This is a genomic window from Halorussus salinisoli (assembly GCA_005239435.1).
GTDB lineage: Archaea > Halobacteriota > Halobacteria > Halobacteriales > Haladaptataceae > Halorussus > Halorussus salinisoli.
Genome location: SZNP01000004.1, coordinates 55,662 through 76,315, shown reverse-complemented (window position 1 = coordinate 76,315; position 20,654 = coordinate 55,662). Strand labels below are relative to the sequence as shown.

The 20,654-nt window shown below is 55.6% G+C and carries 21 protein-coding genes and 2 pseudogenes; 7 read left to right on the top strand and 16 right to left on the bottom strand.

From position 1 onward, the window contains the following. Positions 1 to 50: 50 nt before the first annotated feature. From E2484_RS26015 to E2484_RS11740, 3 genes are all read right to left on the bottom strand, one after another. Entirely contained in the window at positions 51 to 497 is a 447-nt protein-coding gene (locus tag E2484_RS26015; protein WP_394347914.1) for a universal stress protein, read from the bottom strand. Continuing rightward, a complete protein-coding gene (locus E2484_RS11745; RefSeq protein ID WP_137285425.1) occupies positions 422 to 3,166 on the bottom strand; it encodes a cation-translocating P-type ATPase in 2,745 nt (914 codons plus the stop codon). The genes E2484_RS26015 and E2484_RS11745 overlap by 76 nt, the downstream gene beginning before the upstream one ends. Positions 3,167 to 4,112: 946 nt before the next feature. Next, complete coding sequence (locus E2484_RS11740) at positions 4,113 to 4,322, bottom strand: hypothetical protein (RefSeq protein WP_137285424.1); 210 nt, start codon at positions 4,320 to 4,322, stop codon at positions 4,113 to 4,115. Here E2484_RS11740 and E2484_RS11735 point away from each other — a divergent pair. Then, a complete protein-coding gene (locus tag E2484_RS11735; RefSeq protein WP_137285423.1) occupies positions 4,321 to 4,560 on the top strand; it encodes a hypothetical protein in 240 nt (79 codons plus the stop codon). The genes E2484_RS11740 and E2484_RS11735 overlap by 2 nt on opposite strands. A 28-nt stretch (positions 4,561 to 4,588) precedes the next feature. Here E2484_RS11735 and E2484_RS11730 read toward each other — a convergent pair whose 3' ends face one another. The 3 genes from E2484_RS11730 to E2484_RS11720 form a co-directional block, all read right to left on the bottom strand. Continuing rightward, positions 4,589 to 5,218 carry a DUF7504 family protein gene (locus E2484_RS11730; RefSeq protein ID WP_449272302.1) on the bottom strand — a complete coding sequence of 210 codons (630 nt, stop codon included), beginning with the start codon at positions 5,216 to 5,218 and terminating at the stop codon, positions 4,589 to 4,591. A 110-nt stretch (positions 5,219 to 5,328) separates the two neighbouring features. Next, the gene (locus tag E2484_RS26280) at positions 5,329 to 5,703 is read right to left on the bottom strand and encodes a DUF7522 family protein (protein WP_137285421.1); all 375 of its coding nucleotides are present in this window, start codon (positions 5,701 to 5,703) and stop codon (positions 5,329 to 5,331) included. Positions 5,704 to 6,575: 872 nt separating this feature from the next. Further along, positions 6,576 to 7,787 (bottom strand): hypothetical protein, encoded by a 1,212-nt coding sequence (locus E2484_RS11720; RefSeq protein ID WP_137285420.1) that lies wholly within the window; start codon positions 7,785 to 7,787, stop codon positions 6,576 to 6,578. A gap of 296 nt (positions 7,788 to 8,083) precedes the next feature. On the opposite strand from E2484_RS11720, the gene E2484_RS11715 reads away from it, so the two are divergent. The 5 genes from E2484_RS11715 to E2484_RS11695 all read left to right on the top strand — a co-directional run bounded on the left by E2484_RS11715 (position 8,084) and on the right by E2484_RS11695 (position 12,156). Next, complete coding sequence (locus tag E2484_RS11715; protein WP_137285419.1) at positions 8,084 to 8,803, top strand: DUF2270 domain-containing protein; 720 nt, start codon at positions 8,084 to 8,086, stop codon at positions 8,801 to 8,803. Between the two features lie 73 nt (positions 8,804 to 8,876). Beyond that, positions 8,877 to 9,083, top strand: coding sequence for a DUF4177 domain-containing protein (locus tag E2484_RS11710; protein WP_137285925.1), 207 nt, complete (start codon positions 8,877 to 8,879; stop codon positions 9,081 to 9,083). Continuing rightward, positions 9,080 to 10,096, top strand: a complete 1,017-nt coding sequence (locus E2484_RS11705; RefSeq protein WP_137285418.1) for a hypothetical protein — start codon at positions 9,080 to 9,082, stop codon at positions 10,094 to 10,096. Before E2484_RS11710 ends, E2484_RS11705 begins: the two co-directional genes overlap by 4 nt. 301 nt (positions 10,097 to 10,397) lie before the next feature. Beyond that, the gene (locus E2484_RS11700; protein WP_137285417.1) at positions 10,398 to 10,919 is read left to right on the top strand and encodes an Lrp/AsnC family transcriptional regulator; all 522 of its coding nucleotides are present in this window, start codon (positions 10,398 to 10,400) and stop codon (positions 10,917 to 10,919) included. Positions 10,920 to 11,337: 418 nt separating this feature from the next. Next, positions 11,338 to 12,156 (top strand): TrmB family transcriptional regulator, encoded by an 819-nt coding sequence (locus E2484_RS11695; RefSeq protein ID WP_137285416.1) that lies wholly within the window; start codon positions 11,338 to 11,340, stop codon positions 12,154 to 12,156. Between the two features lie 247 nt (positions 12,157 to 12,403). Here E2484_RS11695 and E2484_RS11690 read toward each other — a convergent pair. The 9 genes and pseudogenes from E2484_RS11690 to E2484_RS25530 all read right to left on the bottom strand — a co-directional run bounded on the left by E2484_RS11690 (position 12,404) and on the right by E2484_RS25530 (position 18,098). Then, positions 12,404 to 13,492, bottom strand: a pseudogene (locus tag E2484_RS11690) (putative sulfate/molybdate transporter). 133 nt (positions 13,493 to 13,625) lie between these two features. Beyond that, positions 13,626 to 14,030, bottom strand: coding sequence for an arsenate-mycothiol transferase ArsC (locus E2484_RS11685; RefSeq protein WP_137285415.1), 405 nt, complete (start codon positions 14,028 to 14,030; stop codon positions 13,626 to 13,628). A gap of 122 nt (positions 14,031 to 14,152) precedes the next feature. After that, positions 14,153 to 14,266, bottom strand: a pseudogene (locus E2484_RS26010) (arsenic resistance protein); the annotation flags it as partial. 466 nt (positions 14,267 to 14,732) lie between these two features. Next, the gene (locus E2484_RS11675; protein ID WP_137285414.1) at positions 14,733 to 15,092 is read right to left on the bottom strand and encodes a DUF7344 domain-containing protein; all 360 of its coding nucleotides are present in this window, start codon (positions 15,090 to 15,092) and stop codon (positions 14,733 to 14,735) included. A gap of 66 nt (positions 15,093 to 15,158) precedes the next feature. Beyond that, a complete protein-coding gene (locus tag E2484_RS11670) occupies positions 15,159 to 15,815 on the bottom strand; it encodes a helix-turn-helix domain-containing protein (RefSeq protein WP_137285413.1) in 657 nt (218 codons plus the stop codon). Between the two features lie 103 nt (positions 15,816 to 15,918). Beyond that, on the bottom strand, positions 15,919 to 16,242 hold the full coding sequence (locus E2484_RS25535) for a hypothetical protein (RefSeq protein WP_321112509.1): 324 nt from the start codon (positions 16,240 to 16,242) through the stop codon (positions 15,919 to 15,921). After that, positions 16,226 to 16,537 (bottom strand): HalOD1 output domain-containing protein, encoded by a 312-nt coding sequence (locus tag E2484_RS11660; RefSeq protein ID WP_321112507.1) that lies wholly within the window; start codon positions 16,535 to 16,537, stop codon positions 16,226 to 16,228. The genes E2484_RS25535 and E2484_RS11660 overlap by 17 nt, the downstream gene beginning before the upstream one ends. A 126-nt stretch (positions 16,538 to 16,663) precedes the next feature. Further along, the gene (locus tag E2484_RS11655; RefSeq protein WP_137285410.1) at positions 16,664 to 17,314 is read right to left on the bottom strand and encodes a helix-turn-helix domain-containing protein; all 651 of its coding nucleotides are present in this window, start codon (positions 17,312 to 17,314) and stop codon (positions 16,664 to 16,666) included. Between the two features lie 661 nt (positions 17,315 to 17,975). Then, complete coding sequence (locus tag E2484_RS25530; protein WP_321112505.1) at positions 17,976 to 18,098, bottom strand: hypothetical protein; 123 nt, start codon at positions 18,096 to 18,098, stop codon at positions 17,976 to 17,978. A gap of 247 nt (positions 18,099 to 18,345) precedes the next feature. On the opposite strand from E2484_RS25530, the gene E2484_RS11650 reads away from it, so the two are divergent. Next, positions 18,346 to 18,624, top strand: coding sequence for a hypothetical protein (locus E2484_RS11650; RefSeq protein WP_137285409.1), 279 nt, complete (start codon positions 18,346 to 18,348; stop codon positions 18,622 to 18,624). Positions 18,625 to 19,053: 429 nt separating this feature from the next. On the opposite strand, the gene E2484_RS11645 is transcribed toward E2484_RS11650, so the two are convergent. Then, complete coding sequence (locus tag E2484_RS11645) at positions 19,054 to 20,259, bottom strand: LVIVD repeat-containing protein (protein ID WP_170977317.1); 1,206 nt, start codon at positions 20,257 to 20,259, stop codon at positions 19,054 to 19,056. Positions 20,260 to 20,654: the final 395 nt, after the last annotated feature.

Here is a 20,654-nt window from a genome sequence, read left to right as displayed (position 1 = left end):
TCGCATTCCGTTGTGCTGCAATCGTTCCGGCGAGTTCGACAGCAAGCTCTCTATGGAGGGCCTCCTGCGACTGGAACGAGAATCGACTCGATATCGCCCGCGGGGGACTGGATACGTTTGACGAAGACGCCACAGGGGGCTTCTCCGAGGATATGGTCGAGAAAACTCCCCAATACGACATCGGGTCGTCGGGGCCGCCCGCGCCACCCCACTAAAAGCGCATCAGCATCGTGTATATCGACAGCTCCAACGATGCCTGTCGCAACATCTCGAGCGTAGCGCATCCGGGATTCGACGGTGACACCGGCAGCGGTGGCTTGTTCGACCGCATCATCCAGAAGTTGCTCTTCTTCACCGTGCTCTTCGATAAGGCTGTCTCCAGCAGAGAGCGGAAGCTGTGAGGGGACTTTGACGACGTGTCCTACGCCTCCTTCTCGTGAGTTTGCGAGGGGGACTGCCTCTCTGTCTCGGAGCGTGAAGGGTACCGTGCCTTCCAGCTCAGTTTGTGGAGTTCGATAGCGACTGCGATGGTCAGGGCAATGGCACCGAGAACGAGCCACTGTTCCAGACCGACGGGTGCCGTTCCGAGGACCGCTTGGGCAGGCGGGAAGTACATCGCTACAAGATGAATCAGAAACGCTGCAGTCGTCCCTGTAAGCAATATCGGACTCTGGAGCGGTGACAACTGGAACAGGGACGTCGTCTCGGATCGGGCGTTGCCGATGTTGACGATCTCGAACAGAACGATTAGCAGTAGCAGGTGATTCCGTGCGGCGGCTTCAGGGAGTCCCTGATCCAGTAACCAGACGAACGTTCCGAACCCGATTACACCGATCACGAGCGCGGAGACAAGCGTCCGTTCGATCATGATTCGATTGAAGATCCGCTCATCCGGCGAGCGCGGCGGTCGGTTCAACACGTTCCCCTCCTTGGGTTCGAAGGCCAAGGCGACGTCTTGAACCCCGTTTGTGACGAGGTTCAACCAGAGAATCTGGACTGGCAACAGTGGAAGTGGCAGGCCGACTGCGAGGCTCAATAGAACGAGTACCACTTCGCCAGCGCCGGTGGAGATAAGCAAGAAGATGACCTTTCGGATGTTGTCGAAGGCTACCCGACCCTGTTCGATGCCTGCGACTATCGTCGCAAAGTTGTCGTCGCTGATGACGAGGTCAGCCGCGTCACGGGCAACGTCGGTTCCCATCTTTCCCATGGCGATACCGATGTTCGCCTGGCGGAGTGCAGGGGCATCATTGACGCCGTCACCAGTTACCGCCACGTAATGCCCGAGGCCACGAGCTGCTTCGACGATCTTAAGCTTCTGGTCCGGCGAGACGCGTGCGAACACCCGAGTCGTTTCGAGGATTTCCGCGAGCTTCTCTTGGGAGACGTCCATCAGCTCGGCCCCAGTGGTAACCTCGTTTGCTGACTCGGCAAGTCCGAGATTACGGGCGATGGCGAGTGCCGTCTCAGGATGGTCACCGGTGATCATCGTGACTGTGATACCTGCCTGTTGCGCCGACGCAATCGCCTCCGCCACGCCGGACCGAAGCGGGTCGATCAACCCGAGAAAGCCCAGAAACGTCAGGTCGGTTGGTTCGGACGACGGCTGTTCCAGCTCTGCGTCGGTTTCTACTGTTCCTTCCGCAACAGCGAGCACGCGGTACCCGTCGTGCGCCAATTCGTTTGCCTGCTGCTGAAGCGCTGGCTGTGAAAATTCGCCCTCGCTCGCATCCGTACACATCTCCAGAACGCGCTCGGGCGCGCCCTTGACGAATACCCGCGTCTCGTCTGCTGTCCGGTGGAAGGTCGCTGCATAGCGTTGCTCCGGCTCGAACGGAATCTCGTCGATCAGTGGATGCGCATCAAGCGCCGCCTGGCGGGACCACCCGAGCTTGCGACCGAGCGCGAGGAGGGCGATATCGGTCGGGTCACCACGCCACGCCCATTCGTTGTCTCGTCGGGACAGGTGGCCCTCGTTGCAAAGTACAGACGCTCGGGCGAGACGAGACAACTCGTCTGCAAGATCGGGCTCCGGGGGGTGCCCGTCTTGAAGCACGTTTCCTTCCGGGGCGTACCCCTCGCCCGATACCTCGAACGTGCTTCCATCGGGGAGTTGGATCTGTTTGACGGTCAGTTCGTTGGCTGTCAGCGTCCCGGTCTTGTCCGACGCGATCATCGTACAGCTGCCGAGGCCCTCGACAGCCACCAGACGACGAACGATGACGCCGACTTTCGCCATTCGCCGGCTAGCGACACCCAATGCGACCGTGATTCCGACGGGGAGCCCTTCGGGAATCGCCGACACGGCCAGCGCCACGGCGAACAGGAACATCTCGACGGCGTCGTACTGCTGGACGAAAATCCCGAGAAGCGCAGTGATCACTGCGGCGACGAGTACGACGAGGCCGACGATGCGGGTGAACCGCTCCATGCGCGTCACGAGGGGTGGCTGCCCGCCTTCAACGGCCGTGACGTCCTCGGCCAGTCTGCCGACGACTGTGTCGGCACCGGTTTCGACGACCACGCCGCGGCCCCGTCCCCGATTAACCACAGTGCCAGCATAGGCCATGTTGCGTCGATCTCCGAGTGGGGCCCGGTCGTCGCCTGCCCACTCCTCGTCTTTCAGGACAGGGGCTGATTCGCCGGTGAGTGCTGATTCATCGATCTCCAGGTCGTGCGTGGAGACCAGACGAATGTCTGCAGGAACGCGGTAGCCCGATTCGAGGAGGACGACATCGCCTGGGACGACCTCCTCTCCATCGATGTCGCGTGTCTCCCCATCTCGGATGACCGTCGCGCGGGTACGAATGAGTTGCTGGAGTGCCTGGCTACTGCGCTCCGCACGCCATTCCTGAATCCCGCCGACCAGGGCATTGACCAACAGTACCGCAGCGATGAACCCAGCGTCAGTCTCCTCGCCAATAGCGAACGAGACGATTGCCGCGATAGTGAGAATGTAGATGAGCGGGTTCTTGAACTGACGAAGGAAGATCTGCCAGACAGTGACCGTCTTGGCTTTCGGCAGGCGATTTGGTCCGTGTTTAGAGAGGCGGTTTGTGGCTTCCTCGGTCGAGAGACCATCTGAATGGGCTTCAAGGGTATCGTAAATTTGGCCGAGTCCCCGCGAATACCAGAATTCGGTGTCCTTCGAAGCGGAGGCAGCCATTGGTTACGGGATGTACGCCGGGGGACGACTTAGTGGTCAGTGGAGAGTACAGGAGAGGGGAGCCCTGCACTTCGACCGGGGAGGGGCTTCAGTACGGGGCCAGTGTTGAGAACGATGGTCTCAATAGGTGGGATTGAAGTAAGAAGGCGGCTACACAGTGCTGAAATCCCGATTCACGTTTGTTGGCGGCTTGTCGGCTGGAGGTGATACTGCCTGTATTTTGGTGGTCCGTGATACAGTGGGTGTAGGCTGTACGGGAACCCGTATTTCGTACAGTGAAGAACCGATTTGGGGTGTTAGAATGCCGAACTGAGATGTGCATGTTACGGTCTCGGTGTAGCTATCTTCTCTTCAATGGTTTCGACGATATCAAGGAATCCACCACGCCGTTTTCAAAATCGGAATCACGCTTTGGTTTCAAGAACTCATTTTCACAACTGAACTCTTCATCCGGCTTCCCTTGAGTTGAGCCAAGCAAAACACCGAATTCATCTCGTATTTGTTCACGGAGTGACTCTTGATTCCGCTTTACGCTATACCCCCACAGTAAAAGTGTAAAGGATTCCGTCACCGAAGGAGGGATATAAGGAGCCATAGTAACGGTAGCCGCCGATGCAGGTAACGTTGATAGTGCTTCTAACCCCTTAGTTTGGATTTTGTCAATATCAATGAAGACATCTAGTCCTTGGTTCTGGAGTGACTTTACGATATTTTTCATGGAGTCGTAAAACCTAGAGAGTGATATTCCTTCAGCTAAGTCAGATACAAGCTCACCCCTTCCTCTGAAAAATCCCTGAATGCTCTCGGATATGTCTGAATGCAGAACTATTGACGGAACATAGGTTCCATATCTATCAATATCGTCAAAAACGGCCTTGAACTCATCAGACGAAAGAAGCTCCCCAAATTACTTTTCTAAATTAAAGTCGTAAGTGACTTCTCCAATTCATTTTAAACCTTCTTCGTGAGCTTGTTCTGAGAGGTTTCCTTGAGCGAATTCATTATCGACAAATGCTTCTGCATCACCACGGTCTACATCTATCAAAAAGGCCGAGAAATCCTTGACTGGACCGAAGATTACCTCAAAATCCTCACGGTGATACGATAATGCCCAATAATATGCACCTTCGGATGAAGACTCGCGGGAACGACGCATGGACGCCCTCCTCGACGCGACGGGCGAGAACACGAAGAGTAAAGCGATAGATCGGGCCGCCGACTTCTACATCGAGATGGCCGGGGACACTACGGCCGTCCCGAAGGGCGCGTTTGTCGAGCTGATGGCGACCGCCGAGCAGCAGAGGAGCGTCACGTCCCAGGAAATCGCTGAAATCCTTGATACCGAGGAGTTACCTGTTGAGGCAGAGATGGCGTGGTCGATTGGTGGTGACTGACAAGCCTACAGTATCTGGATGTGTGAAACTACTTCTCCTTCTCAACTTGTACGTCGTTATATTCCACTGCTCTGTCGAACAGACTCGACAGCGTCGCAAGCGTCTGGTCTGAATGCGCATCAGGCGTGACTTTATAGAACGCGCTCGCGTTTGCCGTCTGAACTCGGCCGACGAGAACATGGAGAAATTGGAACGCCGTTTGGATATCTTCTGTGTACTGGACTAACGAGGTGATGGAATCGAAGTAGATCTGAATTTCGTGTCCGTAGTAGATCTGAATTTCGTGTCCGTTCCCGTCCCATGCCGCCAGATACTCGCTGATTCGGATCCCGAGTTCGGTCAAATCTCGGGGATCGGCAATGCCGGTGATAGTGTCCGGGCCTTGTGCAGGACGTGATGATGATTGGGCAGCTGCCGCTGACCGCATCGTATCCCCGACGCGGATGAATCCAAGTCCGGCAGGATGCTCACCTGCTTCTTTCAGCCACGAGCGGAGCCAGCTATCCGGAGATTGGTGGTAGGAAACGACGAGAAGGTCTGTCTGAGTGAGATCTGTGTCAGAGAGTAAGTCGAAGCCGTCGGTGTTTTCGCCCATCGCTGGGGTCCGGAGAAGAACATTCTCCCCACTGGTCGAACTCCCTTGGTCGGATTCACTCATTCTCTAGCTCAACTATACTCGGTCGTCTCACTACCGTTACTTAAGACTTCTCTAATGTTCTTTGCTTTTACTTTTAGAGCTCGGTCTCCGTCAGGTAGTCTTGGTCAGAGCTATTCGTCGCTTAACCAGGACTGACAGTCATAGATGAACGAGTGCAAGCGCGAGGCGATCTCCGCATCAAGAGACAACAACACCCCGAAGTTTCCGGAACTGAGGAGGTTAATTATTACGGCATTTTGGAAAATCCGTACTGTAGCTTCCATCTCACCATGGGTGAACTGCCATTGGTCGTCCGCTCGTTCCATTAATTCCCGACGTGCTTGGGAGACTATCTGCTCGATGTCTGTTTGGGAGATTTCCTGTTGAACGTCGTCCCGTGCGTAGACAGACCGCTGATTAGTTTCCGAATAGAACCGGACTGCGCGGAGAGATTGCCCAGCCCGCTGCTGGAGAAAGGTGACGAACTTATCCGGGTTTCGCTCCATCGTACGAGGTGCTTTCAGAAACCGGTTCTAAATAGCTTTCCACTAAACAGCAGTGTTGGCCAGTGGAGATGCACAAATCTAAGTAGGCTGTGAGACTGGCATCCGGCCGGTCGGCGAGATACCGCATGATATCGTCCTATCGCCAACCAACCGGCGAGAGGGTGGATACTGGAGACCCCAATACCGCGGGATTCGTGGGGCAACTCGCTGAGATTTACGAGAGAGGAGGGGCAGCGAACTCGCTCGTCCTTGAGCGCTCTATCATTCCCTGCCGACCAGTCCCGGGGATCACGAACCTTTACCCGATGGGTGTGGGGACCGGGCTTGCACTTGTCTTCAACGAACAAGAAGCGATAATTCAGGTCCAGGGTGCCACGCTTGACCAAGCAAGTCAATTCCAATACGAGTTGCGGGCTAGCCGGTCCAAGTAGAGAGCATTAGAGCGGACCACGCGACCGCCTCGCCTTCGACCACCGTCGGAAGTCTCGGCGCTCGACGGAGCGTTCGTCGGGATGCTCACGGTCGCGGTTCTACATGCCAATATAGACGCAACCGCCCGGGTTCGACGCGAATGTATTCACCAGACGCGATCTATGCACAAATAGGCGCTCAGCGAATAGGTGATGTATATAGATTCCATCGGTACTGGTTCGGTTCATGTTTGAACGAGGGTGTTCGAATTGCCGGTTTATAACCAATGGTTGGTCCAACTACCGCAGAGAAACGCTCTCGACCTCCAGTGCATATATTGGTTTATGATGGGCTCGACCAAGCGCACGATGATCGACTCACTACTAAACGTCAACGGCTGCTCAAGCAGATCAAGGATATCGTCAGAAGTGACCAGTACGGCGATCCGCCAGGTAGTTCACTCATAAACGTTGAGACCACAGTACTGCAAAGCCAATTAGCGCGATGAGGGTCATCAGTCCCGTGAACCCCGGTACTCCAGACGTCCCAGTCTGATTTCCCTCCTTTCCATTCATGGTCACTTGCTCAGCGGTCGTCGTTGTCGAATTCTCTACCATGGACGTTTCAGGTTCTACCCGAGTTGACGTTGCTGATGTTCGCAGTTGTTCTGTGGACCTCGACTGTTCTGTCGTCAGTTGCGACCGTGGTTGGAACTCGATGATCGGACTTGATGGGACGGTCCCCCGAGACCAGTCGTCGGGGAGTTCGTACCCAAATTGGACTGCGTAGCGCTCTCCGCTGTCGAATTGCGTATTTCGAAGGACACGGCGATACTTGACCGTAAGGTTACCTGTCTCAACAACAGCGTACACTCTTGACCTAGTACGATAGACCGTCACATTCTTCGGACCCATCGACGCAACCTTTCTATTCGCCATCGTGGTCGGGTTCGTCTGGATGATGCGGAACTCTGCGTCTCCGTCGAGCGCCGTGAAGAACCTCGCAGTGGTCGAGCCGTTGGTGGTACTCATCGTGTCGGCGAGTCGCTCAGAGTCGATGACTACGACAAGGGTCTCTCCCACAGCCACGGTGTCTGCAGGTTCGATGGTACCGTTCACAATCGCCTCCTCGATACTCTCAACGCTTTCGAGGCTGGTGTTCGATGTCCGATACACGGTAAGGTTGTCACTTGTGGAATTCGGTGTTCGGGCCCGAGGTTTGCTGAGCTCGAAGGTTACTATATCAGCGACGTCTCCACTCCCGTCATGGACTGTGACAGTATAGGTTCCAGATTCGAATGAGCCGTCTCCGGTCGCGTTCATCGGGACTGAGTCGAGTCGGTCAGAGGTAACGTTGAAGACGGCTGAATCGTTGACATCGGTGTTTAGATGTAGTGTTACATGTCCGGAATGGTGTCCATCTCCGAGTGTCGCATTGCCGTGGTACCCCGGACCTTCGATAGTGACTGAGCCGGTGAAACAGAGCAGCATCTCGATGTCAACCACGTCTCCGACAGCCTCTCCTTGCTCTACCGAGTCAACGCTTGGGAAACACCCCATCGTCGTATTGGCCGTCCCGTGGACTATTCCGAACGAGGCGATAGCGGTACCCAAACAGACACAAATGAGAACACAGAACGCGAGAACTCGATAGGCGAGGCGTGGGGAGGGCATTGTTCGTCGATTCATACGACGTGACAAAAGTCTTCTGTGGAACAATGTCGAGGGGAAATGAACCCACAGAAATTGACATGGGAGAAGCACCGTTTCTGGCAGCGTATCGGTAGGTCCAATGGGACCGTGCAAGATACAGAGGATGTATGCAGCAACTGATTCCGTTTCTTCCGAGCGGTCTTCACTGAATATGCCGATCACTAGAGATGCGTACTGTTATGATGTTCTCCAGTACATGACACTCAGAGTACGCCGTCACCATACCTGCTTATGGAGCGAGGAGATGTCTCTCCCCTATGACCGATTCGAGTAGCGACGAGTTCGACCCAACAGCACCGGACCAGCGGGAGATTGGCCGCGAAATGGTTGACGACAGTACGGGACTCGGTTCGGTGATGGCCCACGCCTATCGCGGAGAGATAGACCGAGTGGGGACGTGGCGCCAGCGCCTCGACCAGACGACGACGTGGGCGGTGACGCTGATGGCAGCAATCTTGACGTGGGCGTTTTCGAGTGCTGATAACCCACACTACATCTTGCTGATCGGTATCGTTGTCGTCACCATCTTTCTGGGCATCGAAGCACGGCGGTACCGGGACTACGATGTCTTTCGCTCGCGCGTTCGGCTTCTCCAGGAGAACCTGTTCGCAAACGCCCTCGATCCGTCCGAAGGTGTCGAAAGCCACGACTGGCGGGTAGAATTGAGCAGGGACTATCGCAGGCCGACGCTGAAAGTCTCGGTATTTGAAGCACTCGCAAACCGGCTCCGGCGTGTGTACCTTGCTCTGCTCAGTGTCCTATTGGTCGCATGGGTCTTCAGGATTACCGCGTTCGCGCCGCGTCAAGACTGGCTGACAATCGCTGGAATCGCCCGTATCCCCGGGATTGCTGTGGTTGCCGTTGTGGGTGTGTTCTACGTCGTACTGCTGGGCGTTACCTTCTGGCCCCACGAGCGCCATGCCAAGGGTGAATTCCGTGAAGGAGACACGGACGACTGGAAAGAGACAGACCGATAAATCCGTTCTCCGTATAATGTACCATCTCGGTAGTGGAACGGGATATAGAGGGCTGCAGTACCTACTAGGAGTGATGTCCGAATCAGAGGCGACCCGCTGGGAGTACGAGACGCTTCGCCCGCCGCGCGATGAGACCCAAAAAGAAGCAGAGGATCCGAAAGCAGAGTTGAATCAACTCGGTGGAGATGGCTGGGAGTTTGTGGAGACGATCGACTACGAAGGAGGCGGCACCAAGTATCTCGTTTTCAAGCGACCTGCCCAATCGGATGAGCCAGTATGACTGACGAGACCGACATCAGTACGGCCAACACGATGCGTGAGCGCTCGGGCGAGAGTCGGATTAAACTCTGGTTGCTGCTGCGCGCGAACCGCCTTCTCGTCTCCAGCGTCCTGACCAGTGCAGTGTTCGTCGCATTCGTCATCGCCGTCGCTGTCCTCGATCCACCGTTTTCACGGCAAATCGAGTCCGGCGACATGATCGAGACGATGTTCTCGACGATGATCACGGTCATCGTGACTGGGACAACACTCGTCGTCACGATCGGTCAGCTCGTCCTCTCCCAAGAGAACGGCCCGCTCGGCGATCAACGCGAGCGGATGGCCAGTTCGATGGATGTCCGGGACTTTACTGAAGAATTAATCGGATCTCCGAGTCCTGCTGATCCATCCGAATTCCTCCGGCAGATCATCGGAATCACGGCACAACGGGCGACGGCTCTTCGAGAGTCTATTGACAAGAATAATAACGAGAACCTCCGAGAAGAGGTCGATGAATTCGCTGAAAGCGTCACTGGGAACGCTGACCTGGTCCGTGACCAACTTGAGGATGCGCAGTTCGGCTCGTTCGATGTGTTATTCGCCGCACTGAATTTCAATTATAGCTGGAAAATCTTCCAAGTTGAACGTCTCGCGAACGAATACGAAGAGAGCCTCACTGAGGAAGAACGCGGCTTACTTGACGACCTCAAAACAGCGCTGTCTCTGTTTGGTCCGGCGCGCGAACACATCAAGACGCTGTACTTCCAGTGGGCACTCATCGACTTGTCTCAGATGATTCTCTATGCTGCAGTCCCGGCATTGGCTGTTGCGGGTATCATGGTCGGAATCGTCGATGGGGGGACGTTCCCGGGAAGCACACTCGGTCTCGATCACATCATCCTCGTCGTGGGCGGTGCGTTTGCGGTGACGATCGTTCCATTCATGCTGTTCGTTTCGTACGTCCTTCGCGTCGTCACCATAGCGAAACGGACACTTGCCATCGAGCCGCTGATCCTCCGCGAATCACAACGCTAAGATCCGATGCAGTATCTTGTTCCTCTGTCTCTACCAATTCGTCTTCTCACCAACGGCTGAGATATCAGTGACCGATACGCGCCCTCTATACAGTACACCGTTTCTGATAGCTTCTCGGCATATTGGTATCGGTCTTGCAAGATACAGAGGATAGATTCAGCACAATGTGGGCGCTCGATTCAGTTGTAAACGCCTGAAACGGGCGATCCGTATGCTTGCGAAGTTATCGGACGGACTGCTTCACTCTCTGCCAGTGAAGGGCCCATGCGGACTTTTCAGTCGCCCCGTCCAAGGACACAGTATGGACGACAACCCACTCGACGACGTGGACCGAAGCATCTTGCACCAACTTCAGCTCAACGCCCGTCAGACCGATACGGAGATCGCCGAGAAGGTGGATGTGACCTCCACGACGGTCCGGAATCGCCTCGACAAACTCGAAGAGAAGGGCGTGATCCGGGGCTACCACCCCGAGATCAACTACGAGCAAGCGGGCTACCCCCTCCACGTCATGTTCGTCTGCACGGTCGATCCGAATGAGCTGGAATCGCTGGCCGAACAGATTCTCGACGTTCAGGGTGTGGTGACCACCCGCGATTTGCTTGGGGGCGAACGGAATGTCCACGTCGAGGTCGTCGCCGGCACGGTCAGGGAAATCGAAGAGATCCGCAACGAACTGGCGGGCTTGGGCATGACGATCAACAGTTCCGAGATTATCTCCGAGACGCAGGTCCAGTCATGGGACCACTTCTATCCACGGACGGGCCCCGACGCGCATCAGGAGGACGACACCGACGACGGGTCGGTCACCGATCAAGGATAGTCGGGGAATCGCTTGAAATTTTCAAATCCATCTGCGTCTATAGGCTCTCGGTCACATCCGAGTTTCAATATATCCACCGAGAAATGGTTTAGGTTGAATTTTCCAAATATGAGGGTTATATGGTAAAAAGGGCTTATTCGTTAGTACGTCGTTGCCACGGTATGGCCGTAACCCAATGAGCCGGCGTCTCCACTCGTGGCCTTCCCGACTCGGTGGGCGCACACAGACCGAGCCACAGTCCTCTCGTCAAAACTCCGAGCACGAAGTCACTACAGCCTTGTATTCATGCCCTGCCTGTGAGACGACGTACATTAGCGAGGAGATGGACGCCTGCTCGAAGTGTGGAGAGTCAGTCACCCAAATCCCGACCGAGCGTGAATTAGGCCTCTCAACCAGTCAAGCATGATAGGACCATCTAATGACCGCGGAACAACTTAAAGCCAAGACGGTGAATCTGTTGCAGGACCTCGGGCTCAAAGAGTACGAGGCGCGGTCTTTCCTGGCATTGACCCAACTTGCGACGGGGACAGCCAAGGAAATCAGCGAGCTGTCGGAGGTTCCTCGGACCCGGGTGTACGACGCCGTCCGCGTGCTGGAGTCAAAGGGGCTGGTCGAAGTGCAGCACTCTAACCCCAAGCAGTTTCGCGCGGTCAGCATCGAGGAGGCAACCGCGATTTTGCGTCAGCAGTACGACACGCGGATCGACACCCTTCAGTCACACCTCGAAGCGCTCGACCTCCAACCGGAGGACGACGACAGCGACCGGATGCAGGAGGTGTGGACGCTGTCCGGCCACGATGGAATCGAGGCCCGGACACACAATCTGCTGGCGGACGCCGACTCGGAGATCGTGCTGGTGGTCGTCGAGGAGGAACTCCTGACGGAGGCGTTGTACGAGCGGCTCCACGACGCGGTCGACCGTGGCGTGGACGTGATCATCGGTGGCGAGACGGACGCGATCATCGCCAAGCTCGATACCGAGATGCCATCCGTGAAGGTGTTCGAAACCGAACTGGACTGGCTCTTGGGGCCCGCGAGCGACGACGAGGTTGCCATCAGCCGCCTGCTGTTGGTTGACCGCACGACGTTGCTGGTCAGTTCGTTCTACCCGGACGCCGACCACGACGAATCACACGAGCAGGCGATCTTCGCCAACGGCCTGGAGAACGGTATCGTTGTCCTCCTTCGCCGGATACTCTCCTCGGGACTGCTCCCCGTGGCGAACCCGGTGAGGTAGCCAGTCAGAGGGGAGAACGGCTGTTCGCATCATCTCACGTGTATGTAGAAGGATTTCCCGTTTAAAGTTCTCCAGACCAGCAACAACAGCTTCGTTGAGATCTCAGTCAGTGGTAGGTTTCCGGCCATGGGTCGGGGGAGAATGTGGAATGGTTGGCATTGTCGAAACCTAGGTATCTGACACTTCTCGATGTTGTGTTGAAAACACTGCGTGTTTCTCATTCAGAGGGATTTGACCCGAGAAGTGACTACGACATGTGCTCAAGGAGAAGATATCCAAGGGCACCCACCACAAACGCAATACCGATGTTTGTCACCACGCCGAGCAATCCAATTCCAAGCGTGAGTGGCAAATGATCCGTGTCGAGACCTGCTCGCCCGAGTTCGATAGCAATCAAACCGAGGACAACCCCGAGCATCGGCAGGGGGAAATGCAGCCACAATACCGACCGCCAGAACAGCAGCAACCGCGTAAATCGATCCGAGAATCACGTTCGCTCCGGCGGTTCGGGCACCGAAGGCGTACTTTCCAGCGACACCTCCGCTTCCGTGGCACATTGGCATAGCCCCGAGCGGAATGGCGAACAGATTCATCACGCCCATACTCGTCGAGAGTTCATCGGCAGACACACCGGCGTCGTAGAAGTCCGAGAGAAGTAACGAGTGGCGACAGCGGCATTTCCGACAGTCATTGCAAGTTGCGCGACCGTTCCTTCGAGCGTCGCCACAGAGACCGATGACAGACTCGGAAGGCGAATCGTAAACACAGGAAGCTGTGGTGCTGGGATGCCAACTTGTGTCATTGTGAAGACGACACCGACACAGAGGACGACAAGTGCACTCGCTTTCTGATAGCCCGCGACAATCACGACCGCTGCGACGCCCAGCGATAGGAGTGCGAGCGTCAACCCATCGAGGCTCAGTTGAATGCCAGTTTCCAGAAGAATGAGCCCGACACCGAGTTGAACGCCTCGAATTACTGGCTGACCCACGTACAGCTCAATGCGACCGAGCGTACCGGTCCATCCAACCACGAGAAGAACAACGCCGGCGAGGAGACCCGCGACTGCGAGTTCGCTCGCCGTGAGAGCGCCTGCGATTACGAGCGCGGCGAGTGCCTTCATCGGCTCGACCGATACCGGAAGGCCGTAGTAGAGCCCCCAGACGATCTGGAATACTGCGAACCCGAGAAGGAGGTGGGTCAGCGAGAGCTCCGTAAGGGCAGCAATCGCGACGACCACTGGGAACACCGTAACTGAATCCCCTATCGCCCCGGTAAATTCACCCACGGAGAATCCGACCGAATTCTTACCCCAATAATCGCTTGAGAACGCCACTATTTCGGGTCAAGTCCTCGAAAGACATTAAACTGTCCAGCAACGAGATCTGGCTATCCCACTGGTCAAAAATAACCAATATTGGTTTCGCGTACGTACAACTGTGACTCACCCAATTGGAAATGGAGGTGTGCTACGGTTCTCCTTTGTGCTGTTCGAGATCGTCGAAGAACTGTTTAACGCGACGATTGAGTTCATCACGCTGATCACGGGTGTCAGCGGACTCCAGTTCCCAAACGTAACTTTCACCGTCCCAGTCGTCCGGACGGAATTGCTCGACTGAACAGCCCATCGTTATGACGTAGTCCACGTCTTCGATATCCTTAGGTGTGATTTGTCGTGGTTTCCGGTCACTGATGTCGATACCAATCTCGCCCATCGCTTTGACAACCTCGTCATGGACGCTCTGAGCCGGATCAACACCGCCGGTGATGATCTCCACATCCATACCCCGCTCAGCCCGCTCTCGCTCTGCAAGTGCAGTTGCCATCTGGCTTCGACCTGCGTTACCGACACAGACGAACGCAATTCCGGTCATCGTGGCGTCATTACGGTATGGCTGCACAAGAGCATACGGCTCGCCATCTACACACGTTATGTGCATCCTCTCAATCAACCACCCTCGTGTATCGCACACGTGATTACGGCGGTCACAGCGTTTCAGTCGCTCCGCACGAATCCAGAAATGGAGTGAGGTTCGGGAGCCGTTGGAACGAGCCACGCAGGCACGACGCGAGTGAGAACGACCATCCCGATTAGTTCTACCAGCGTCCTTCTATTGTCGACCGATTAGTCAAATCTTCTTCAGGCAGTTGCACTTTCCGTCGATGCTATTTGAGCGGAACACAAGACTATCACGAGAGTAGTCGCTGAGAATACCGCTAGCGGCTCAACGAACCCACTTGCAGTCGGATTTCCACTTCAGCAACACGAACCCCGCCAAGGTTACGAGGAATCCGACGAAGGAGAGTAGTTGGAGTGTTTCAATCAAGACCACCCTATGCGTGGCAACTTCGAAGCCGTCGATGACACGGATCTCCCTCCAGTGATACGATCAATGTGTGTGCAAATCTACCGATTTTCAATGCTGAGCAGTTGTAAGGCTTCCCGAATATGGTAGTCCTTTTCGTCCAAATCTTCAGTCTCGAGTGCCTTGGTGAGTGCTTCGACAGCTCGTTTCTGTTCGGTTACGTGCGTGCCATCGACGCGTGTGGAGTCGTTGGTCCTCATCGTGTGGTGGTTAGGGTCCTTCAAGTGGTGTTGGAAGCTCAGAATCCACAGCGAGAATCACCGACAGGTGGGACTCTGCTTGTTCAAGCTGGGCTGTTGGCTCCACCAACTGTCGCTCGGAATCGTATTGGATGAACCCGGCCTCAGTTAACTTCGGGAGATGGACGTGATGCAGGCCGGTCCGAATCCGGGTCACTACCTTGTCAGCAGCCTCTGACGGTGACGTGTGGTGATTGTGTCTGACGATTGCCTCTACAAGGTCGTCTATCGAGAGCGACTGGTGCTGATCTGCAAGTGCCGCAAGGACGATGCGGCGATGCTTGTGTTCACAGATGTCAAGAACCGTGTCCAACTCGGGTGTCCCAACCATACGCTTCTGTAATCTGCCTACGCGGTTCCCCTCTGCTGTTGGGTACACAAACCGTTTAAATGGTGCTCACTCTAATGGGTGGAGTTCGGCCAGCGAACTGCCGAGAATCGAACTAATTCCGCGTCGGAGTCGGGACGCGACCGCCTGCTGTGAGATGCCGAGTTCGTCGCCGAGGTCGGCCATCGTCACGTCGCGTGGGGTGTTGAAGTAGCCCCGCTCGTAGGCGAGTACCAGCGCCTCCTGTTGGGTGTCGGTAAGTGCGGTCCCGACCTCCGACTCGATGGGCGTGAGTGCGTGGAGTTCGGTGAGCGTAATCGGGATGTCCAACTCCCGACACCGCTCTTGAAACGCCGCGATGTCACGTCGGTCGTCGCCCCGAATATCGAACGTCCACTGCTCGCTCGTGCCGACGGCTTCGGTGAGGGGAACCCCCGTTTCCATCAGTGTGCTCAGCACGCCGTCGTACTCCAGCGTCCACTCGACGCGCAATAGATACTCGTCTGCAACGGAATCGACGAGGTGAATGTTCTCGACGCCCGGATGGTCGAGAAACGCACCCTCGATGTCGTCGACGTCAGTCCCGCGCACCCAGAAATAGGGAATCACGACGTCTTGGGCCGGAATGATTCGCTCAAGTTCGACCGTCACTCCTGGTAATCGTTGGAACACGGTTCCCAAGGGGAACTGGTCGGACGGCACCGTAAACGTCGCTTCGGTAGCCATTGGATGGTCTGTCTCGCTCCGTCAGTAAAGGGCTGGCGTCCGTACAGACAAGCCAAGAGTGAAATCCCAGAGATGGATACGTGACCATCACCTGGGGTGATTTTCAGTTTTTGTCCCCAGATTTGAGGGATGGGCGTTTTTTCTTGAATTGTGCCCCTCGTGTCACCTCGTCCTCTTGTCGGTCAAACTCAACCAAGTCATTTGTTTGTAGCTCGGGAAGATGGACATGGTGGAGTTCGTAGACAAGGGTGAGATACTCCTCGCAACTCAGGCTCTCATCATGCCGGACGATTGGTGTAGCGTTCAGCGTTTTCTCCTCGTTCAACCTAGCTAACACCCGTTGTTGTTGTTCCTGGAGAGCCATTTCGAAGTCTCCGTCACTCGTCGCTTCCCGCTCAGTCTTCCTCATTCTATCCAGCGATGCCAACTACGTGGTCTCCAGTGGGGTCGGCCTCTATCTTTCCGTCTCCGAACACGGTCACCTCGAACCCCTCGTAGTTGAACGAAATGTGTCCCTGTCCCCGCCGAGTGTCGGTTGTCTCTTGGAGTAGTCCCTCGAATTCATCTTCATCAATTGAGGAATACAGTGGAGCCAGATGGTCAGGTTCTTTGTCGAGGACGGTCGCTACCAGTGCGACCACTGCCAGACCCACCGAATCTTGATTTCTGTCGTACACCGCCTGAAACAGTTCTCGATTCGCATCGAACTCGATGGTCGTCATCGAGTCTACGAGTTCGAGACATCCGCGCGTATCTTGAGGTGAGTTCATTACCCTAGCACAGGCCTTACAACTGGTTGAGGGTGGCTGTTGCGTGCGCAACATTCCTTTATATGGTGGTTTAAGTGGTCACTCTTGCGGGGTAATGAGTGTACTTGCCACGAGTCGTCGAAGGCCACGCTGTAACCGCGAGGAGACCGCCTGCCGGGTGATTCCCAGTTCGTCTGCGAGATCATTTTGGGTGGCGGTGCGCGGCGTGTCGAAGTACCCTTTGGAATACGCTAGTGTGATTGCTTTGCGCTGGCCCTCGGTGAGGTCGTACTCTTGATCCGCCTTGAGTGATGCGAGCGCGTGCAGCTGGGTGAGTTCGATTGGGATGTCGTGTTTTTGGCAGTACGTTTGGAACGCGGCGAGTTCCTGTTGTTCGTTCGCGCGCACTTCAAATGTCCACTGTTCCTGATTTCCCATCCCGGAGAGGAGCGTGACGTCGGTATTGACGATTGCCGTGAGAACGCTCTCGTGGTCAAGGTTCCAATCGACACGAACGAACATCTGTCCCTCTACTTCGTCGATTATCGTCACCTGATCGATCCCGACGTCGTTGCTTAAGTCGGTGGTGAGGGTGGCGGTGTCATCGGCGTAAATCCAGAAGTAGGGGATGACGGCGTTACTCGTCGGGACGATTCGATCGAGTTCGATGGTGGCGTCAGTTAATTGTGCAAAGACGGTGCTCAACGGGAAATCGGCCTGGTCGATAGTGAAGGAGGCTTCGATGGCCATAGACCCGGGTTAGTCGTTCGGCCTTTTGAGTCAGTCGCTGCTGAACCTCGTCTCCCCAATTGGGTGGGGACTTTGCCGGTGACAGGGGATGGTTCTGAACGATATGGTAACCGAGGACGAAACCATACGGGTCTTCCTCAAGATGATAGTCACCAGACTCAGAGAGGAAGCGGAAAATGCACGAACTCGTGTTACGTGAGTTATCGAGTTGAACAAATACATTGAGCAATCAGTAGAAGTCTCTTCTCTGCAACAGCAGTCTCCATATTGGGAAAGTCATCACCGTACGAATCCGCTGAACCTGGTTTGGCGCCATGCCAACAAAGCGGGTATTTATGTACCTCGGTGGTGTTATCTGGCGTTGCCAGGGCTGGAACGCACTGAATGCGCGGTGGGGGTGAAGAGGCTAGTTGGTTTGTTGGCGGTTGTTTGGTTGGCCTCTCACGGCAAGGACTAGGGTTCAAACCCCTGACGGAGCACTCCCACTCCACTTCCCCCTACTATTTCCACCAGTGTCACATCGGAATAAACAACCATGTCACAGGGCAAGCTAATTCTCCGGAATCGTCACCGTGTCGGTATCTGGAGGTTCTCGATTCACTAGTTTCAGGTGGGCCAGCGATGACGGTGATACCGTACACCTCATCGGATGTATGCATGTTCACGCAACCCTCGATAGTGTTTTGAAGGGCGTTGGGCCGAGGAATCCGTCGAACAGCACAAAAATGTTCTTCCACGTGTTCGTGTCGGCGAGTTTGTCGAAGCTGTCACCAGAGTCTGCCATGCTCCAGTCGTATCTTCGATTCGGTGCTTCATCGAAAACCACGCCAGATACCTGCTTTTCTTGCTGGCTTACTTTCGATGTTTGTTATTAGATGGGAGTGCTCTTGTTTCGAGCTGCTTTGATTTGTAATGTATCTGATGTAGCCACATACGACAATATTTCTACATAATCGTGGTTCAGTAAGCATCGCTACAGAAATATAATTCAGATTACACTTATGCGGGTGCCACTCTTACATCTATCTGTGATGAGGTACACACCAAACCAAGATCCGGCCCGGCATCTGAGCTCGATCTCGGCGCAGAGTTTCGGCGCTATCATCGCGACGTCGGCACTGGCCATCCTCGGACTCTTCGCAGTGATGGTGGCACTCTCGTACCCCACCGCCACCGCTGGCGTCATTGCACTCGCTGCGACTGGCATCATCGCCGTCCAAACGTTCCGGCGGTTCTACCAGACACAACAGCACACTAGAGGGACTCAAGAGGTCTGCGTTCCAAAGGCCGGCATTTGCGTCGAAATCTAATCTCCACCCGCTCCCGCTGACGACTCCGCTCTCCACTATTCACTTAAGTCGTTCTGGCGACAACGGATAGATACGAGGAAGATTCTCCGAGACACCATCCAAGAAGAGACACCTCTCCTCGCCCTCCTCGGAGTCTATTCGTAAGCACACTCCCACTTGTCGCCAACGATGTGGACATCCTCGCCGACCGCGACAAGGACAACCTAGATGAGCGCGTTCGCGCAGTCGTCCGTGAAGAACTAGAAAGAGAACAATGACCCATGAGTCCGTACAGGGAGGTATCTTGCTTAAAAGATAGAGAATACGTACAGACTGTACAATTACGGTCGTTCTTGAACAAGGTGGGTTTCGTCGCGATAGATATAGCGTATCTCTCGATCAGTCGTCTGAAACATGGAGTGGGCTGTCGTCGTCGCGCACCCGCCGGAATTAGGGGGCCTCAAGGAAGACGAGACCGGTGCCGATATCGCTTGCGACGATGGTCTCGCCTGCGGCAACGGCCGCCCAGAACGACGCGTCCTCCGGATCGTAGACACCGATCTCGGTCGGTGCGCTCGGGTCAGTGATGTCGAACACGCGCACGCCACCGCCGTGCCAAGACGTGTACAGTCGGTCGTCGGTCACGTCGAAGTTGTGTGACGTATGGACCAAGGCGCGAGCCCGTGAATTGAAGACGTTAAACCTCTGTATTGTGTCGACGAATTCTTGATCGGCTTTCGAGAGTTCGATGTCGGGCGGGGAGATGTGACCGACGCGTTTGGGACCTGCAAGGAGGTCCTCGATGTCGGAGATGTCCCCGAGATCGGAGACGTCCCAGATGTCGATGCCACCCGGTTCCCCTTTTATAAAGGATTCCGCGCCGACGAACACGTACGTCCCATCCGGCGAGGGCTGGACGTAGTGCGCGTTCCCGGGTAAACGCTGTCGGTGGTCCCTCACCCCCGTCTCCTGGAAATATGCGCCCCGACTTTCCTCGTCTGTGTTCCGGAATCGGACTTCCTTGTCGGCGTCGGGTGCCTCCCCGAAGTGGCCCGCGAGTTCGGGCGCACTCGGATCACTTACGTCCAACACGACGATGCCCGCGTCCCAAAAACAGACGTACGCGAGTCCATCCTGAACGTAGAGGTCGTGAAACCCATTGACGCTGGCCGTTGCGAAGGCGGGACCCGGGAACTCTTTCAGTTGCCATGTGCTTACTCGCGTCGGGGTCGTCGGGTCACTCACGTCGACAATATCGACGCCATCTTCTCCAAACTGTCGTACCTTCTCTGAGACTCCATCGCCATCCGAATCGATTGTCGTTGCCGCATTCACCCCGACGTAGGCGTACTCGCCATCGATGAAGAAGTTATGCACCCGACCGTTGTAGCGATCCGCTGTACTCACGTCGTAGAACGACACGTGTTCTGGGTTTTCCGGGTCACTCGCGTCGAAAAAATCGACCCCGCCTACACCCGGTGCCGTGCTGGCGAGTCCCGCCACGTCGCCAGCCACCTTCACGTCCCACGTCCCGATGGCCAGATTCGGCGCCTCGTCCGAGTACACGGTGCGGGGCTGTGTGGGCGTCGTCCAATCGACGACGGCGAGTTCCCCAGGACTGCCGCGAATTTCCCTGAATCTGTTGGCGACGGCCACGTACGCGTACTGGTCCTGCGTCACGACTTCGGTCGCGCCATCAATCGGATGGGTGCTCAGGAGTTCCAACTGAGTGCGTGACTGTGGTCGTGTGGCTGTGCGTGTAAGCGTCTGTCCGAGGGGGGCGATGACTGCGAACGATTTCAGGAATGTCCGGCGGTCGCTCCCTGGTTGTTCCTTTTCTCCGTATCCCTTGGGGTGGGGTGCCATTATATACCACAGTTAAAAGCGCCCCGTCACTCCGTATACCATTACGGGGTGAACAGCGCTCACGGCGTGAACGGGATTGGCATCTTGGTTACACTGTGTCCCTCACGGTGTCAAATAGCCGTCTTGGGCTGATTACTGCACGTGGGGCTGTTAGATATGCACTACGAACAGAGTACGATATGAAA

Excerpts from the sequence above, each read along its gene's own strand:
- E2484_RS11660 (WP_321112507.1), bottom strand. The coding sequence starts at position 16,537 with ATGACGACCATCGAGTTCGATGCGAATCGAGAACTGTTTCAGGCGGTG.
- E2484_RS11650 (WP_137285409.1), top strand. The coding sequence starts at position 18,346 with ATGAGGTACACACCAAACCAAGATCCGGCCCGGCATCTGAGCTCGATC.
- E2484_RS11685 (WP_137285415.1), bottom strand. The coding sequence starts at position 14,030 with ATGACCGGAATTGCGTTCGTCTGTGTCGGTAACGCAGGTCGAAGCCAG.
- E2484_RS11715 (WP_137285419.1), top strand. The coding sequence starts at position 8,084 with ATGACCGATTCGAGTAGCGACGAGTTCGACCCAACAGCACCGGACCAG.
- E2484_RS11705 (WP_137285418.1), top strand. The coding sequence starts at position 9,080 with ATGACTGACGAGACCGACATCAGTACGGCCAACACGATGCGTGAGCGC.
- E2484_RS11730 (WP_449272302.1), bottom strand. The coding sequence starts at position 5,218 with ATGAGTGAATCCGACCAAGGGAGTTCGACCAGTGGGGAGAATGTTCTT.
- E2484_RS11700 (WP_137285417.1), top strand. The coding sequence starts at position 10,398 with ATGGACGACAACCCACTCGACGACGTGGACCGAAGCATCTTGCACCAA.
- E2484_RS11720 (WP_137285420.1), bottom strand. The coding sequence starts at position 7,787 with ATGCCCTCCCCACGCCTCGCCTATCGAGTTCTCGCGTTCTGTGTTCTC.
- E2484_RS25530 (WP_321112505.1), bottom strand. The coding sequence starts at position 18,098 with ATGGCAGACTCTGGTGACAGCTTCGACAAACTCGCCGACACGAACACG.
- E2484_RS11740 (WP_137285424.1), bottom strand. The coding sequence starts at position 4,322 with ATGCGTCGTTCCCGCGAGTCTTCATCCGAAGGTGCATATTATTGGGCA.
- E2484_RS11695 (WP_137285416.1), top strand. The coding sequence starts at position 11,338 with ATGACCGCGGAACAACTTAAAGCCAAGACGGTGAATCTGTTGCAGGAC.
- E2484_RS11710 (WP_137285925.1), top strand. The coding sequence starts at position 8,877 with ATGTCCGAATCAGAGGCGACCCGCTGGGAGTACGAGACGCTTCGCCCG.
- E2484_RS11735 (WP_137285423.1), top strand. The coding sequence starts at position 4,321 with ATGGACGCCCTCCTCGACGCGACGGGCGAGAACACGAAGAGTAAAGCG.
- E2484_RS11670 (WP_137285413.1), bottom strand. The coding sequence starts at position 15,815 with ATGGCTACCGAAGCGACGTTTACGGTGCCGTCCGACCAGTTCCCCTTG.
- E2484_RS11745 (WP_137285425.1), bottom strand. The coding sequence starts at position 3,166 with ATGGCTGCCTCCGCTTCGAAGGACACCGAATTCTGGTATTCGCGGGGA.
- E2484_RS11675 (WP_137285414.1), bottom strand. The coding sequence starts at position 15,092 with ATGGTTGGGACACCCGAGTTGGACACGGTTCTTGACATCTGTGAACAC.
- E2484_RS26280 (WP_137285421.1), bottom strand. The coding sequence starts at position 5,703 with ATGGAGCGAAACCCGGATAAGTTCGTCACCTTTCTCCAGCAGCGGGCT.
- E2484_RS11655 (WP_137285410.1), bottom strand. The coding sequence starts at position 17,314 with ATGGCCATCGAAGCCTCCTTCACTATCGACCAGGCCGATTTCCCGTTG.